Source organism: Pseudomonas quercus (assembly GCF_012033695.1).
GTDB lineage: Bacteria > Pseudomonadota > Gammaproteobacteria > Pseudomonadales > Pseudomonadaceae > Aquipseudomonas > Aquipseudomonas quercus.
This window is the reverse complement of sequence record NZ_JAAVJI010000001.1, coordinates 617,136-632,976: the sequence shown is the minus strand read 5'-3', so window position 1 is coordinate 632,976 and position 15,841 is coordinate 617,136. Positions and strand designations below refer to the sequence as shown.

The window sequence follows — 15,841 nt, the reverse complement described above, 5'->3', positions numbered from 1 at the left end:
CCATGATCGAAGGCTACCGTATAGAACAGGGGGCCTTGCGCCAGGCCCCTGTGGACCAGTCGACCGTATGGTTAGGCATTGCGCCCGATGACAGCGAGCGGTCAACGCTTCAGCAGCGGCTGGGCATCAGTGCCCAAACGCTGGACGCTTCCCTGGACCCGGATGAAGTGGCCCGTATCGAGATCAGGCCCGATCACCTGTTTCTGATTTGGAAACGGCCTGAAAGCTTCGATGGCCGCGCGTTCAATGTGTCTTCTTTCGGCGTGGTGCTCAGCGAACAGCGGCTGGCGGTGATCTGTGCCAGCCACTCCCTGCTTTATGGGTTGAACCAGGCAGCTGAGATGAGCAGCCCGTTGGACGTGCTCATGGCGCTGCTGGATGAAAGCGTGCACCACTACCTGGGTCACCTGCGCGTGGTCAAGCAGGTAGCCCGGGAGCTGCAGCAACGGTTCACAGGCCCTTTGGATAACCAGCACCTGATGCAGATGTATAGCCTGAGCGAGAGCCTGGTCTATTACGTCAACGCCATTCATAGCAATGGCGCGGTGCTGAGCTTGCTACGCAGCCATGGTCAGAAGCACGGCTTCGGCCCCGATCAGCTGACGGCGCTGAACGACCTGATCATTGAAAACGACCAGAGCTACCAGCAGGCCAGAATCCATGCCCAGGTGTTTGCCAACCTCATAGAGGCGCGAGGCAACCTGGCCAACAATGGCATGAACCTGGCCTTGCGCAACCTCACGTTGATCAACGTGGTGTTCCTGCCCCTGAACCTGATCGCCGGCATCGGGGGTATGTCCGAGTACAGCATGATGACGGCAGGCACGCCATGGTGGGTCTCGTTCCCGGCGCTCCTGGCGGGCATGGCGCTGCTGGGTGGTGGAATGGCCGTGGCGCTCAAGCGGATGGCCTGGTAAGGCCGGCTCAAACCGCTGCTTGATAAGGACGCCTTACCCGATACCAGATGGCGTACATGGCTGGCAGGAATACCAGCGTCATCACCGTTCCCCCCAGCGTACCCCCTATCAGCGTGTACGCCAACGTCCCCCAGAACACCGAATGGGTCAATGGAATGAACGCCAATATGGCGGCCATCGCTGTCAACAGTACCGGGCGTGCACGCTGCACCGTGGCCTCCACGACGGCATCGAATGGCGCCAGCCCTTCCTTCTGGTTGTGATCGATCTGCCCGATCAGGATAAGCGTGTTGCGCATCAGAATGCCGGACAACGCAATCAGCCCCACCAGTGCATTGATACCGAACGGTTGGTTGAACAGCAGAAGGGTGGGCACCACGCCGATCAGGCCTAACGGTGCCGTGAGAAATACCATGGCCATAGCCGACATCGACCGCACCTGCACGATGATGATCAGCAAGGTGATCGCGACCATGATCGGGAACAGCGGAACCAGGGCGCTCGTCGCCTTGGCCGACTCTTCGGTGGACCCACCCTCTTCAATGCGATAGCCCTCCGGCAGCGTCTCCTGGATCGGGCGCAGCTGCGTCAGGATCTGGGCGGATACCTCCGGCGGCTGCAACCGTTCGGCGATGTCGCCACGCACAGTAAGGGTGGGCAGCCGATCCCGGCGCCGCAACAGTGGATCTTCCATGCGTACTTCAACCTTCCCTACCTGCGATAAGGGAATGCGTTGGCCACTGGCGCCCACCAGGGTAAAGCCTTCGATGCTGGCTGGGTCCAGCCTTACGTGGCCTGCGGCGCGGGCCACCACTTGAACGGTGCGAATGTCTTCACGAATGTCCGTAACTGGCACGCCAGACAACAGGAACTGCAGTTGCTGGGCCACAGCGCTGGAACTGAGCCCGACCGCCTGCAGACGGTCTTGGTCCAGGGAAAAATGCAGCGTAGGCACGCGCGAGCCCCAGTCCAGGTTAACGGTACGCAGCAGCGGGCTGCTCTGCATCACCGCTTCCACCTGCGCCGCAATCCCACGCAGCACCTGAGGGTCCGGCCCCATGACGCGGAACGCTACCGGGAACGGCGAATAGGGGCCAAACACCAACTGGGTGACCCTCACCCTGGCCTCAGGCGCCAGGCCTTGGGCGATTGCCTCTCGCAGCTTCAGCTTGAGCGCGTCCCGTGCCTCCTCACTGCCGGCCAGCACAACGATTTTGGCGAATGAAGGGTCTGGAAGCTCTGGGGCCATAGCCAAATAGAACCGTGGCGCGCCTTGCCCGATATAGGACGTGACGACTTTTGCGGCCGCTTGCTGACCAAGCCATGCCTCAATTTTTGCGGTGGTAGCACTGGTCTGTTCAATCGCGGTGCCATAGGGCATCTGCACTTCAACCAGCACTTCGGGCCGGTCGGAGGTCGGGAAAAACTGCTTCTTCACCTGCCCCATCCCCAGTACCGCAAGCGCGAACACCAGCATCACGGTACCTGCGACCGCCCACTTCCAGCGAATAACGCGGCCCAGGACGTTGCGAAAACGATTGTAGTGCGGGGTACGGTAGATGGCGGTGTGCCCACCTTGGACCGCTTGGATCGCCGGCAGCAGCTTAACGCCCAGGTACGGGGTGAACACGACGGCCACTACCCAGGAGGCTATCAAAGCTATGCCAACGATCCAGAACATGTTGCTGGTGTATTCGCCTGCCGTGGACTGGGCAAAACCGTTTGGCATGAACCCTATTGCCGTTACCAAGGTGCCCGCCAGCATAGGGGCGGCGGTATGGCTCCAGGCATAAGCCGAGGCCTTGAGCCGGTCGTACCCCTCCTCCATTTTCACCACCATCATCTCGATGGCGATGATGGCATCATCCACCAGCAGGCCCAGCGCCAGAATCAAGGAGCCTAAGGTAATGCGGTCAAAGTGCTTGCCGGTAGCGTCCATGACCATAAACACCATAGCCAAGGTGAGGGGAACGGCCGCAGCAACCACAATCCCTACTCGCCAGCCCATGCTCACGAAGCACACCACCATTACTACCAGCAGTGCCACAAAGAATTTGACCATGAACTCATTCACGGCGGCGCTGATGTTCACGGACTGATCGGTAACCTGGCCCAGCGTCATGCCCAGAGGCAGGCCTGCATTGATGAGTGCAGTTTCATTGGCCAGCGCCTTGCCCAGCGCCAACCCGTTCCAGCCCTCACGCATCACTACACCCAGGACCAGTGCAGGCTCACCCTGGTTGCGTACAAGGAAGGTGGCGGGGTCCTCATAGCCACGCTCGACGGTGGCAATGTCGGCCAGCTTCACGGTTCGGCCATTGGCTACGATTGGGGTATTGCGCAGGGCATCGAGCGTGTCAAAGGCACCGTCGAGTCGTACTACCACCTGAGGGCCGCGTGTATCAATCGACCCTGCCGGAGTCAGCCTGTTCTGGTTGTTCAAGGCGTCGAAGACAGCCTGGGGTGAAATGCCCAGGGTGGCCAGCCGTTCATGGGAAAACGATACGAAAATCCGCTCGGCCTGTTCCCCAATGATAGTGACCTTCCCCACGCCAGGCACCTTCAGCAGGCGCTGACGTAAAGACTCGGCTTGGCGTACCAGCAGGCGTTGCGGCTCGCCTTTGGCCTTGAGTGCAAACAGCGCAAAGGTGACGTCCGAGAATTCGTCGTTGACCATCGGGCCTATAACGCCTGCCGGCAACGCACTGGAGGCATCGAAAAGCTTCTTGCGTGCCTGATAGAACGCGCCCGGCACCTGAGCTGGCGGGGTTTTGTCCTGGAGGTACAGGACGGTAAACGCCAGGCCTGGGCGGGTATAGGTTTCAGTGCGGTCGTACCACTTCAATTCCTGTAGCCGCTTCTCCAAGGGCTCGGCTACTTGGTCCTGCATCTCCTGGGCCGTGGCCCCCGGCCAGGCAGAGATAACGGTCAGCTGCTTGACGGTAAAGGGAGGATCTTCGGCGCGGCCCAGCTTGAAAAACGAGAGTGTACCGGCAATCGCTATCAGAATGATCAGGAACAGGGTGATCGACCGTTCACGCACGGCAAGCGCTGACAGGTTGAACCGGCTGGCGCTCATGGACGGTCCCCAGCCAGGCTGTGTAGATCTTGCTGCGCCATAAGCACCTCTTCACCCTCATGCAACAGGTGCGGCCCCAGCGCTACAAGCTGTTCACCGGCCTGCAGGCCATTAACCCTGGCGGTATCGTCGCCCAGGCCGAGCACCTGCACTGCCCGCCAATGGACCTTGGAGGGTAGCCCCGAGACAACCCACACCCCGGGCCCGTTGCCAACGTCATGAAGCGCCGCGATCGGTACAGCGAGTGCACCCGAGGCTACCCCAGCCAAGCTGATGCTCAGTGTCACGGTAGCGCCCAGCGGGGCGCTGGCTGGCGCCCCTTCCAGCACGTAGCGGGCTTCATAAGTACGGGTGGCAGGGTCTGCTGCATCGGAAAGCTGGCGCAATTGGGCTGAGGTTGCAGCCCCGCTGTCGCTGAACAGGCGTGCGTGCGCCTGGCTGCCGAGGGCCGGGCGCAGGGTTTCAGGTAACTGAACAAGGGCCTCGCGCCTGCCGGCCTTGGCGAGTTTCACCACGGGCTGGCCTGCGCTCACGACCTGGCCTGGTTCTGCCAGGGTTTCCACGACTACGCCATCCGCATCTGCCACAAGTGTGGCGTAGCGGGTTTGATTCTGAGCGACTGCTAACTGTGCCAGGGCAGCGTTCAAGTCCGCCTGGGCGGTTTGGGCCAGTGCCTTGACCTGGTCGTACCCGGCCGCAGAGACAGCCCCTGCTGCCACCAAGTTGCGGTTACGACGTTCGTCTTGTGCGGTTTGCGCAGCACGCGCCTTGGCCGCTGAGACTGCCTGCTGCTGCGCTTGGGCTTGCAGGTCCAGGTCCGCCGGGTCCAGTCGCAGCAGTAGCTGGCCACGTTTCACCCGTTGGCCTGCATCTACAAGCCTTTCCAGTACCTTGCCGCTGACTCGAAAGCCGAGGTCGCTCTGCTCGCGGGCGGCCACCACGCCGGTGAATGAGCGGTGCAAACCTTGTGCAGGCGTCGCCGTCGCCACCCGTACCAACGGTGGCTGAGTGCGCGGGTCACGTGTCTTTGGCGAGCTGTCGCAGGCGGCCAGCATCAAGGGCAGGAGGCACACACACAATGAACAGGCGCGTATAGGGCGCATGGGACTCCTCATGGGAACAGGCAGAAAGGAATCCGATTTTGATACTAGTGACTTGTTTCGTCAATGGTCACAGCTAAGGTGCCAGGCTTCTCAGGATGAGGGCAGGCAATTGCTCGCAGGCGGCCGCAGCACCTTCCAGGTTGTACTGCAATTGCACAGGGCTGATATAGGGCTGCATCACCAGATAGATGGCCTGGCTGGCGTCATCCAGTGGCGTTTTACGCTCGAACTCGCCCGCCTCTCGGCCTTCGATCAGTATCACCCGGATCAGTTGGTGCAGGCGTTCCCCGTGAGCAGCAGCTGAAGGCCAGTTATCGCGGGCAGCAACGGCAGCAATGTCATACAGCTTGCGGTCTTGAAAGAAGAGCTCGCTACCGGCCTCTACCAAGGCTTGAAACAATCGTCGAAGCTTCTGGGATGGGGTTTTGGCCTCACCTACAGCGCGGTCAACCACCGCCTGGATCAGGGCTAGCCGGTTGGCGCAGATCATGGCCCCGATGGCCTGTTTGGAATCGAAAAACTTGTAGATATAGGCTTTGGAAAAGCCAATGGCCTTGGCGAGATCAGATACCGTGGTTTTCTCGTAACCATAGTGGCTGAAGTGCTGAGTGGCGGCTTCCACGATCTGGTCGCGTACGCTGTGATCCACCGGGCCACGTGTCTGGGACGTCTGAGTAGAGGTAGTCATTTATTGAGCTTAGTCAGGTCAGTATGAATTGACAACGAGTGACTCATTAGTAATATCGTCACGCTTTTACACATTTCTAGTCTGTCGGCCGTTATTAACGCCTGCCCCGGTCCAGTGGCGAGTCAACTGGGTGTCATGTTGCATTAAAGATCGCTCTAGCCTGCACGATACAAGCTACAGCACCTGCCCCTGCTTTTGGGCATGTGCCTCGATGCCCATCCTCGGAGTAACAACAACAGTGAATAACCTGTCGCTTAAGTCAAGCCTCGGCCTCGCCATGGCGTTCGCCTCAACCCAGTTGTTAGCCGGCGGCTTTGCCATTAACGAGCAAAGCATCAGCAGCATGGGCACCGGGTATGCGGGCCATTCGTCATCGGCAGAGGATGCAACGACAGTAAGCGGGAACCCGGCGGGTATGGCACGCCTGAAGCGTGAACAGGTGACCCTGGGCGCGGCCGCCATTTATGCCAAGACGGATATCGACCATTCGAAGGCGACGTTGGGTGGCAGCAATGACGGCGGAATCCGTCGACCTGTCCTTCACTCACGTGCTTAACGACCGCTGGACGCTCTACGGCGGAAGCACCTGGACCCGTTGGAGCCGTGTGCAGGCCCTGACCATCGATAACACCGGCAGCCGCACGGCCACGGCCTTGGGGCTCAATGAGATTTCCGAAGACCAGCATTGGCATGACACGTGGGCACATGCTGTAGGTGCCGCGTACAAGCTGAACGCACAGTGGACCTTGCGCACCGGCTTGAGTGTGGACCAGTCGCCGACCAACAACGTGGACCGCTCCCCACGTATTCCTACAGGAGACCGCCGCGTCTTCAGCGTGGGAGCCGGATACAGCCCCACGGCCGACCTTACCCTGGATGTGGCGTATGCCTACTTGAAGGAAGAAAGCGTGGACATCGACCTGGCGAGCCAAAGCAAAGGTGCTTACAGCGCTACGTACCGCAGCAGCGCGCATACGTTTGGCGGTTCGATGACCTACAGGTTCTAAGGGGCAGCGCGGGGGCAGCGCGGGCGCAGCGCATTGGCATGAAACAGGACGCGTGTGAATCAGGGGCGCAGCGAGAGCTCAGCGCGCGCCTCCCGCATGAAGATCTCCAATGTCTTGGGCCCTACTCCTTCAAACCCCAATAACCACTGCTCGAACCCGGCAAGGTTCAGGGTGTTGTGACGCAGGGCATGCAAACGTGCCTCCAGCCCTTGCGCCAACTCAGCACCCAGCAAGCGCAGCCGCCGGGCCGTGGATTCATCATAACGGGCGTAACCTGCCTGGCCGAGGAGCCGCACTAATTCCCGGTGAGAACAGGCGGCCAATTTACCAGGCGTGGTCAGGCCATGGCCCTCCACCAGTGTGCGGTATGCCTGGACCGCCACTGAGGCACGGATGCGTTTGCCCACCAAGAAGCTGGCCAGCAACCATTGATACAGCCCATGGGGCTGGCGTACATCGATGCCCAGGCTTGCTGCGGTGACCGGAAGGGTTTGCCCTTTACTCATCCTTTTAGGCCCTCTCTACCTGTTTTGATGCAGCGTTGTGAATCGCCGCCGCCACGGCCCGCACCGTGTCTTCAAGTGCACCGTCATTGCGATACAGCGCCCAGCCTTGCTGTTCGAACGCTCGCTCGAACGCCTGCGTGCTGGCCACATGCGCCTCAAAGGTGCGCAATACGGTACTGCCCAGCCCCCGCGATCGGGCAGCCGCTCGCGCCCATGACACGTGCGGGTCCGTGATCAGGCCCACGTGCATGTCCGGCACCTGTACCGATTGGGACAGGTTCAGCTGCAACGCCTGAGCAAAGGGCACCGCGCGGCGAAAGGCGGCGTCGGACGGGTACCAGCGGTCGATCAGCATGACGCTGTCCGTAGGCTGAGTGGCCAGCACGTGACGGGAAATCCACGCCCGGCTGTGCGCCAGGCGTTGGCAGATGTCCAGTTCCAGCACCTCAGTGGGCGCCCTGGCCATGCGATTAACCAGCGCCATGGTTTCACCCCTGTAGGGGTCCAGCTTGCTTTCGCATAACCGGATAACCTTCAAACCATCGGCCCGCAGGGTACGGGTAACCGCTTCGAGCACCGTGGTCTTGCCGGTGCCCTTGGGCCCGTCCATGCATACGAACAGCGCGCGTTTCATCGTTACTCAACCGTCAAGAAGTGGATCGCCCAGTGCGGCTGCCCGCGTAATGCCTGGAACAGGCATGGCAGGCTACCACTCAATATCCCCATAACCTCACGGAGCCGAATGATGAAAACGATTCAGGCCGGTGTATTGAGTGTGGCTTACCAAGAAATGGGCCCGGCCCATGGCCCAGCCGTTGTGCTGTTGCACGGTTTTCCCTATGACATTCATGCGTACGACGCGGTGGCCAAACGCCTGGCCCAGGCAGGCTGCCGGTGCATTGTGCCCTTCCTGCGGGGGTATGGTGGCACGCGCTTCCTGTCCTCGGCTACCCTGCGGTCAGGAGAGCAAGCGGCACTGGGTGCAGACCTGCGGGCGCTGCTGGAGGCGCTCGCCCTGGAGCGCGCCGTGCTGGCTGGGTACGACTGGGGGGGCCGGGCAGCCTGCGTAGTGGCTGCGCTCTGGCCGGACCGTGTGGCTGGCCTGGTGAGTTGCGAACCGGGTTATAACATTCAGGACATCGCACAATCGGGGCACCCTGCTTCCCCCGAAGCTGAGCACCGGCTGTGGTATCAGTACTACCTGCACGGTGACCGAGGTTATGCCGGGCTGGAAGCCAACCGGGACGCCTTCACTCGATTGCTCTGGGCACAATGGTCGCCCACGTGGCACTTCACTGACCAGCAGTTCGGCGCGTCAGCTGCCTCTTTTCACAATCCCGATTTTGTAGACGTCGTCACCCACTCTTACCGCCACCGTTTCGGCCTGGTGGAAGGCGACCCTTGCTATGGCGATATCCAGCGAAAACTGGCACGGCAACCGACCATACCCGTACCTGCAGTAGTGCTGACCGGCATGAGCGACGGTGTGGCCGCGCCTCAAGACGAGCAGGCAGCACTGGCGAAATTCACCGGGCCCGTGCGGCGCGTACGGCTTGAAAACGTAGGCCACAACGTACCTCAGGAGGCACCAGCGGCCTTTGCCGACGCTGTGCTAAGCCTGACAGCGGGCCACTAAAGAGTCGCTATGGCGTACCGGGGTCTGCAAGCGGCGCCGGCTCATCCAGCAGCTCGGCCAGCGCGTCTGCCAGTTCGTCGTCCATGGCATCGATACTGTCTTCTGCGTCGTCCAGGTCGTTGAGAGGCGACTCGTCGGCGTACCAGCGCCACTGCAGCAGGCTCGTGGGTAGTGCACGATGGTTATGGCTGGGAGATAGGTTCATGTCATTGGGGCCTTGTACGGGGTACGAAGATACCCTATCAGACCTCAATAACCAGGCGCTTGTTCACGCGTTGGGCGCACCTACTGGCCGGCCTACCGCTCCACCTGCCGATTCCACCGGGCATTCCAGGCCGGGCGTGCCTTGTTTACCTGGTCCCAGTCGATGGTCACGGCGGTCTGTAGGTAGGTGCGCATGGCCTCGACCTGGGCGCGGGTGCGCTCGGTGGTGGGCGTGTCCGGGTTCGAAGGGATCTGATCACCCTGCTCCAGGGCCGTGGCCTGGGCTTGGGCGCTAATCATGAACTCGGCGAGCTGCTGGGCCAGTTCGGGCTGGTCGTTGTTGGCCACCACACATTCCGCCTGGTTAAGCACTACACCGCCTTCCTTGGGCGCCGCGTAGGCCACTGGAATGCCTTTGAGCTTGAGTGCGGCGACCTGGGTAGGCGTCAGCGGAAACAGCGCAGCCTCGTTGGTCTGGACCATTTCCGACAGTTTGGCCGAGTTGGGAATGTACTCCAGCACATTAGGGCCAACCGTGTTGGGCCAGGCCTTGAAGCCCGGCTCAACGTTTTGTTCGGTACCTCCCTGCAGGCGGTTGAACATCAGAAACCCGTGCAGGCCGAACGTGGACGATGGCAGGGATTGCACCACCACCTTGCCCTTGTATTTCGGGTCGGCCAGGTCAGCCCAGGACGTGGGTGGCGCCCAGCCGTTCTCTTCGAACATGCGTGTGTTGTAGGCAAGCCCGGTGATGCCCAGGGTCACCGCCACAGCACTGTCCTTGATACGCGCATTGGCGGGCAGGCGCGATAAGGTGGGGTTGGGCTGCAGGGTGCTGCACATGCCCATGTCAATGGCCCGGTACATGATGCCATCGTCCAGCAGCATCACGTGCACCGGCGGTTTCTGAGGGCTGGCTTGCACCTTGGCCAGGATATCGGCCGAGGTGCCAGGCACGATCACCACCTTGGCATGGTGTTGCTGTTCGAAGGCCGGCAGAATCTGGTCGGCATACAAGCGCTCCATGGTGCCGCCATTCATGCCCAGGTACAGCGTTGGGTCTGCCATGGCCGCAGCCGGTAAACCGCCAAGTGCAGCCAGCAGAGAACGTAAACGTGTCATGTCAGAAGGTTCCTGTGTGGTGAAGGGACGTGAAACGACCAATGGAAAACGCGGCCAGGCTGTGAGCAGGCTCGCCGGCCAGAATGCATTGAGCCAAGGCTTCGCCGGCAGCCGGCCCGATCTGAAAACCTGCGCCTGCGAAACCGAAGCCATGCAACAGGCCTGGGCATGTGAGGCTGGGGCCTAGCACAGGCTCATTGTCGGGCAGGTAGCCCTCAGTGCCGCTCCAGCTGCGAATCGCCTGGGCCCCGGCCAAGGCCGGATAGAGTTCGGTGGCATTGCGCAGGATGTTCAGGATGGCGGCCTGCCCGGTACGTGCCTTGTCAGGCCCTTCGGCAAACCCCCGCCCGCCGCCCAGCACGCAATTGCCCCGTGCAACCTGGCGGGCGTAGATACCGCCCCCTTCCACGCCGGTGCTGGCGGTCATGAACAGGGGCAGCGGCTCGGTCACCAGCATGGCAGGGTGGTGGGTAACCATGGGCACAGGCTCGCCAAACTGCGCCGCCAATTCACCTGCCCAAGCCCCTGCGCAGTTCAACAGCCAGGGGGCGGTAAACCACTGCCCAGCCTGGCTGCGAACCTGGAACTGGGCCGCGTTGTGTGTCACTTCGGCTAACAGGGTCTGCTCATGCAATTGCGCGCCTTGGCGCTGGGCAGCACGCGCAAAGGCCGGGGATACCAGGCGCGGGTTGGCGTGCCCGTCGTCAGGGCATAACGAGGCGCCGACCGCCACATCGCCTACCCATGGGAAGCGCCTGCGCAGCTCGGCCCGGCCCATCACCTGCAGTCCCAGGCCGAACGGCTCAACGGCCAGGGCATAGGCCTGCAAGGTCGCAAGGTCCGCTTCACTGCGAGCCAGTTTCAGGTGCCCGGAGCGGGTGTATTCCCCGTCGGTGCCTACCCAATCACCAAGCTGCCCCCAGATGGCATGGGCGCGGCAAGACAGTGGCAGCTGTGACAAAGGCCGCCCCTGGCGGCGCACGCCGCCATAGTTGACACCGCTGGAACGCGACCCACAGAAGTCTCGCTCGATCAGGGTAACCCGGCGGCCCGCACGCGCCAGGCACAGCGCCGCGCTGCTGCCGACAATGCCGCCCCCCACAATGATTACGTCCGATGCCACAGGTGTCATGGGCCTATCTCCAGGTCGAACGGCAACGGTTTGAGTGGGGCCTGCGCCCGCAGCCGGCCCACTTGCTCCGGAGGGCGCCCACTCTCGCAGGCGATCAGTTCAACGGTTGCAACCCCGCACACCCGGCCTTGGCAGCGCCCCATGCCCGCCCGGCAGGTCGCTTTCACACGGTTCACTTCCCAGTGCCCAGCGCGCACTGCCGCGCGCACCTCGCCTGCCGTCACCTGCTCGCAGCGGCACACCACGAGGTGGTCTGGCGCCTGGGCAGCCCAGTCAGTGGGGAACGGAAATGCCGTTTCCAAGCCGATACGAAAACGCTGCAACCTGGCCAGTGCGGCCAAGTGGTGGCTGCGCCGTTTGCCATCAACGGGCAGGCCGAGGTCTTCCAACACGGCCATTGCGGCCAGCTCGCCGGTAATTTCCGCACCGTCAGCGCCAAGAATCCCTGCGCCGTCACCGGCCAGGTAAACCCCGCTTACACTGGCCCGCCCCAGTTCATCCCGGGTGGGCAACCACGCCCGGTTCAACGGGCTCCAAGCAAAGCTACAGCCCAGCAGGTCGGCCAACTGTGTTTCGCTGCGCAAGGCGTGGGAAAACCCTATGGCGTTGCACGCCAGTTCATGGCGCTGGCCCTGCATTGCCCAACGCACGTGGGTGACCCGTTCGGTGCCCTCTACCCCCAGCAAGGTGACGCCTTGGTGGACGGGTACCTGCCTGGCCATCAGCCAGGCGCGGTAATACAGCCCTTTGGCAAAAGTGATGGGTTGAGTGAGCAGGCGCGGCGCGGCCTTGACCTGGGCCTGGAACGGCGAGGTGTCCAGCACGGCGGCCACGGTGGCGCCGGCTTTGGCGTACTGGTACGCGACCAGGTAGAGCAAAGGGCCGCTCCCGGCCAGCACCACGGCGTCGCCAATGGCGCAGCCCTGGAACTTGAGCGCCACCTGTGCGGCCCCCAAGGTGTAGACCCCGGGCAAGGTCCACCCGGGGATCGGCAATACCCGGTCCGTCGCCCCGCTGGCAATAATCAGCCGATCGAACCGTTGGCGCCCCGCCAGGCTACCCTGGCGCAGGGTGTCCAACACGCCGTGCTCGCCATTCCATACCAAGGTGTCCGGCTGGTAGTCCAGGTGTGGACGCAGTGACTCCAGGGTATGGTGGATGGACCGCGCCTTGGAGGCTTCGAAACCATACAAGGTGTCGGCGCTACGGGTGAAGTTGGCGGGCGGCTGGCGGTAGATCTGCCCCCCGCCGCGCCCGCCTTCATCGATCAACAGAGGGCGTACGCCTTGGGCCACTAGCGCCTGGGCGGCCCGCACACCGGCAGGCCCCGCCCCCACGATCACAATGCGTTCGCTCATAGCACACGCCCCGGGTCGCGGCTGACGGCAAGGCCTGGCCCTACGAACGTGGCACAGGCCCGTACGCGTCGGCCGTCACCTAGCCGTACCCAGCAGTCCTGGCAGGCGCCCATCAGGCAGAAACCCGCCCTGGGTTCGGCGGTGAAGTCACTTCCCCGTACAAAGCTGCTCTGGGTGAGGATGGCGGTCAACACCGTATCCCCTGCCAAGCCTTGGGCCGGTAGGCCATCGAGGGTGAACAGCACCGGTTCGCGGTCCTGTTCAGCGAGGCGTTTGAACAAGGGTGTGTTCTGGTTCTGCTTCATGATTTGCCCACCAACACGCGATCCAACCCGTACACGCGGTCCAGCACAAGCATGGTGACGGCGGTGAGTGCGATCACTAGGGCCGAAATGGCCGCCATCATGGGGTCGATGGACTCAGTGGCATACACGTACATTCGAACCGGAAGTGTCTGGGTGGCAGGCGAGGTGATGAAAATGGACAGCGTGACCTCATCGAAACTGTTGATAAAGGCCAGCAGCCATCCTCCAGCCACCCCAGGCAGGATCATGGGGAAGGTAATGCGCCAGAACAGGGTCATACGGCCCGCCCCCAAGCTCTCGGCTGCCTGTTCGGCGCTGCGGTCCACCCCAATGGCGGTTGCGATCACCAGCCGCAGCACATAGGGCGTGATCACCACCACATGGGCCAGCACCAGCCAAGAGAAGCTTCCGTTGACCCCCAGCAGCGCAAACAGGCGCATCAGGGCCACGCCTAGCACCAGGTGGGGAATGATAATGGGTGACAGCAGCAGGCCGTTGATCACGCCCTGGCCGGGAAAGCGATAACGGGTAAGGGCCAACCCCGCCGGCACGGCGATCAGCGTGGCCAGGGTCGCGGAGAGGGCTGCCAGCTTCAAGCTGTTGGCGAAGGCTGTGATGAAGTCTGCCCGCTCGAACACCGCCGTAAACCACCGCAGAGAAAATTCCTTGGTAGGCAGGCTGAGCGTGTTTTCCGGGGTGAAGGCCACCAGGCAGACCACCACCAGCGGTGCCATCATGAACACCATCACCAGTGTATTGAACGAGAGCGCCAACGGGCCATTCCGGGTCATGGCTATACTCCTAACCTGCGGTTGTAGCGACGTTCAACGAGGCGGTTCCAGCTCAACATCACCACCAGGTTGATCAGCAGCAGGGTCACCGCAATGGCGGCACCCATGGGCCAGTTCAGCTCAGCCAGGTACTGGTCATAGATCAGGGTGGCGACCATTTTGAGCCGGCGACCGCCCAACAGGCCGGGAATCGCGAAAGAGCTGGCCGACAGGCCGAAGACAATCAGCGTGCCGGACAGCACACCGGGCATGATCTGGGGCAGGATAATGCGGCTGAAGACGGTCCAGTGGCTGGCACCCAGTGACAGCGCGGCGTGCTCGGCCGTGGCATCGAGCTTCTGCAATGACGTCCACACCGGAATGATCATGAAGGGCAGCATCACATGCACCAACCCGATGATCACAGCGAAGGGGGTATAGAGCAGTTTGAGCGGCCTGCCGCCCAGCGCCACAATCGCCTGGTTGACCACCCCCTCGTTGCCCAGCAGCAAGCTCCAGCCGAAGGCACGCACCACCACCGAAATCAGTAAGGGTGTCAGCACCAGCACCAGGAAAATGGAGCGCCAGGGTGCTTTCATGCGGCTGAGCACTAACGCTTCCGGCACGCCGATCAGCACGCACAGAGCCGTGACCAGCGCGCTGATCCAGAAGGTGCGCAGAAAGATTTCGTAGAAAAAGGGATCGGTGAACAGGCTGGTGTAGTGCTCGGCGGTGTACTGGTCGCCTTTGATACCAGTGGTGTAGTCGAACACGTTCACAGACAGCACCAAGGTCAACAACAAGGGCAGCACCATCAGCACTGCAAACAGCAACACGGCCGGGCCGGTGAGGCTATAGCCCCGGCGCACATCGGTGAACAGCGACCCGCTCATGCGTTCACCTCATCGGTTTCCAACACGCGCAGCATCTGCGGTGACCAGTCCAGGCCCACTAGGTGATCAACCGCCAACGGCGCCGTGCCGTCATTGGGGCGTATCACCGACAGTTCGCCCAAGTCCGTTGCAATGCGATACAGCCATTGGCTGCCCAGGAAGAAGCTCGCTGTTACCCGCCCCTGCAAGCGCCCTGCTCCAGAGGCCAGCAGGTCGATTTTTTCCGGCCGAAGGCTCAGGGCCAGGCGCCCGTTGGCCTGTACCTGGGGCATGCCGGTTTCGGCAGGCTCGCCTGGCAGCAGGTTGGCCTTGCCTACAAAGTCGGAAATAAACCGTGTGCGGGGGTGTTCGTATAGCCGGTAGGGTGCATCCACCTGGGTAATGCGCCCTGCTTCCATCACCACCACTCGGTCGCTCATGGACAGCGCCTCCGCCTGGTCATGGGTCACCATCAGCGTGGTGATGCCGACGGCCTGCTGAATGCGGCGGATCTCAAACTGCATTTCTTCGCGAAGGTGGGCATCCAGGTTGGACAACGGCTCGTCCAGGAGCAGTACTGGCGGCTCTATCACCAAGGCCCTGGCCAAGGCCACGCGCTGGCGTTGGCCACCGGACAGCTCCCTCGGGTAGCGGGCCGCATGCTGAGTCAGGCGCACCAGCGCCAGCGCCTGGGTCACACGTGTTGCCAACTCACCAGCCGGCACCTTACGCATGCGCAGCCCAAACGCCACGTTGTCGCTCACCGTCATGTGAGGAAACAGCGCATAGCTCTGGAAGACCACACCTAATTGCCGAGTAGCGGGCCGGGCGTGGGTGATCTCGCGCTCGGCCAGCCATACCGCGCCGCTGGTGACGTCGGTAAAGCCGGCGATCATTTGCAGGGTAGTGGTTTTGCCGCACCCAGACGGGCCAAGCAGGGAAACGAACTCACCCTGGTCAACGGCCAGGTTCAGCCCAGCAACGGCCTCAATGGCGCCATAGCGCTTGCACAATTGGTCCAGACGCAGAAAAGCCATGACGAAGCTCCATCGCAAGCCAGGCTCCATACGGAGCAGGCAGTGTTGAGGGCAGGCGCCAACGGCAAAGGTGAGGTAAACCGGGACGTTGGCGCTCGTGTGGGT

General features: G+C 62.1%; 15 protein-coding genes and 1 pseudogene. 3 read left to right on the top strand and 13 right to left on the bottom strand.

Annotation, left to right across the window (positions count from 1 at the left end; genetic code table 11):
* The first annotated feature begins 2 nt into the window (after window positions 1-2).
* Window positions 3-917: a magnesium transporter CorA family protein gene (locus HBH25_RS02820; protein ID WP_168081261.1), complete on the top strand. Its 915-nt coding sequence runs from the start codon at window positions 3-5 to the stop codon at window positions 915-917.
* A 7-nt stretch (window positions 918-924) separates the two neighbouring features.
* Here the strand turns inward: HBH25_RS02820 and HBH25_RS02815 are convergent, their stop codons facing one another.
* From HBH25_RS02815 to HBH25_RS02805, 3 genes are all read right to left on the bottom strand, one after another.
* Window positions 925-3,996: an efflux RND transporter permease subunit gene (locus HBH25_RS02815; RefSeq protein ID WP_168081259.1), complete on the bottom strand. Its 3,072-nt coding sequence runs from the start codon at window positions 3,994-3,996 to the stop codon at window positions 925-927.
* Complete coding sequence (locus tag HBH25_RS02810; protein ID WP_168081257.1) at window positions 3,993-5,099, bottom strand: efflux RND transporter periplasmic adaptor subunit; 1,107 nt, start codon at window positions 5,097-5,099, stop codon at window positions 3,993-3,995. The genes HBH25_RS02815 and HBH25_RS02810 overlap by 4 nt, the downstream gene beginning before the upstream one ends.
* Window positions 5,100-5,172: 73 nt before the next feature.
* Window positions 5,173-5,787: a TetR/AcrR family transcriptional regulator gene (locus tag HBH25_RS02805; RefSeq protein WP_168081255.1), complete on the bottom strand. Its 615-nt coding sequence runs from the start codon at window positions 5,785-5,787 to the stop codon at window positions 5,173-5,175.
* A gap of 211 nt (window positions 5,788-5,998) precedes the next feature.
* Between HBH25_RS02805 and HBH25_RS02800 the strand changes: the two are divergent.
* Window positions 5,999-6,794 (top strand): annotated as a pseudogene (locus tag HBH25_RS02800) (OmpP1/FadL family transporter).
* A 59-nt stretch (window positions 6,795-6,853) separates the two neighbouring features.
* On the opposite strand, the gene HBH25_RS02795 reads toward HBH25_RS02800, so the two are convergent.
* The gene (locus HBH25_RS02795; protein ID WP_168081253.1) at window positions 6,854-7,300 is read right to left on the bottom strand and encodes an HhH-GDP family DNA glycosylase; all 447 of its coding nucleotides are present in this window, start codon (window positions 7,298-7,300) and stop codon (window positions 6,854-6,856) included.
* A 4-nt stretch (window positions 7,301-7,304) separates the two neighbouring features.
* Complete coding sequence (locus HBH25_RS02790) at window positions 7,305-7,934, bottom strand: AAA family ATPase (RefSeq protein ID WP_168081251.1); 630 nt, start codon at window positions 7,932-7,934, stop codon at window positions 7,305-7,307.
* A gap of 108 nt (window positions 7,935-8,042) precedes the next feature.
* Between HBH25_RS02790 and HBH25_RS02785 the strand changes: the two genes are divergently transcribed.
* Window positions 8,043-8,936, top strand: coding sequence for an alpha/beta fold hydrolase (locus tag HBH25_RS02785; protein ID WP_218585482.1), 894 nt, complete (start codon window positions 8,043-8,045; stop codon window positions 8,934-8,936).
* Between the two features lie 7 nt (window positions 8,937-8,943).
* Here HBH25_RS02785 and HBH25_RS02780 read toward each other — a convergent pair whose 3' ends face one another.
* The 8 genes from HBH25_RS02780 to HBH25_RS02745 form a co-directional block, all read right to left on the bottom strand.
* Complete coding sequence (locus HBH25_RS02780; protein WP_168081247.1) at window positions 8,944-9,141, bottom strand: hypothetical protein; 198 nt, start codon at window positions 9,139-9,141, stop codon at window positions 8,944-8,946.
* Window positions 9,142-9,233: 92 nt separating this feature from the next.
* Window positions 9,234-10,262 carry an ABC transporter substrate-binding protein gene (locus tag HBH25_RS02775; RefSeq protein WP_168081245.1) on the bottom strand — a complete coding sequence of 343 codons (1,029 nt, stop codon included), beginning with the start codon at window positions 10,260-10,262 and terminating at the stop codon, window positions 9,234-9,236.
* Window position 10,263: 1 nt separating this feature from the next.
* The gene (locus HBH25_RS02770) at window positions 10,264-11,394 is read right to left on the bottom strand and encodes an NAD(P)/FAD-dependent oxidoreductase (RefSeq protein ID WP_168081243.1); all 1,131 of its coding nucleotides are present in this window, start codon (window positions 11,392-11,394) and stop codon (window positions 10,264-10,266) included.
* On the bottom strand, window positions 11,391-12,752 hold the full coding sequence (locus HBH25_RS02765) for an FAD/NAD(P)-dependent oxidoreductase (protein WP_168081241.1): 1,362 nt from the start codon (window positions 12,750-12,752) through the stop codon (window positions 11,391-11,393). The genes HBH25_RS02770 and HBH25_RS02765 overlap by 4 nt, the downstream gene beginning before the upstream one ends.
* The gene (locus tag HBH25_RS02760) at window positions 12,749-13,057 is read right to left on the bottom strand and encodes a (2Fe-2S)-binding protein (protein WP_168081239.1); all 309 of its coding nucleotides are present in this window, start codon (window positions 13,055-13,057) and stop codon (window positions 12,749-12,751) included. Before HBH25_RS02760 ends, HBH25_RS02765 begins: the two co-directional genes overlap by 4 nt.
* Entirely contained in the window at window positions 13,054-13,848 is a 795-nt protein-coding gene (locus HBH25_RS02755) for an ABC transporter permease (protein ID WP_168081237.1), read from the bottom strand. Before HBH25_RS02755 ends, HBH25_RS02760 begins: the two co-directional genes overlap by 4 nt.
* A 2-nt stretch (window positions 13,849-13,850) precedes the next feature.
* Window positions 13,851-14,720 (bottom strand): ABC transporter permease, encoded by an 870-nt coding sequence (locus tag HBH25_RS02750; protein ID WP_168081235.1) that lies wholly within the window; start codon window positions 14,718-14,720, stop codon window positions 13,851-13,853.
* Window positions 14,717-15,736, bottom strand: coding sequence for an ABC transporter ATP-binding protein (locus HBH25_RS02745; RefSeq protein ID WP_168081233.1), 1,020 nt, complete (start codon window positions 15,734-15,736; stop codon window positions 14,717-14,719). The genes HBH25_RS02750 and HBH25_RS02745 overlap by 4 nt, the downstream gene beginning before the upstream one ends.
* Window positions 15,737-15,841 lie beyond the last annotated feature (105 nt).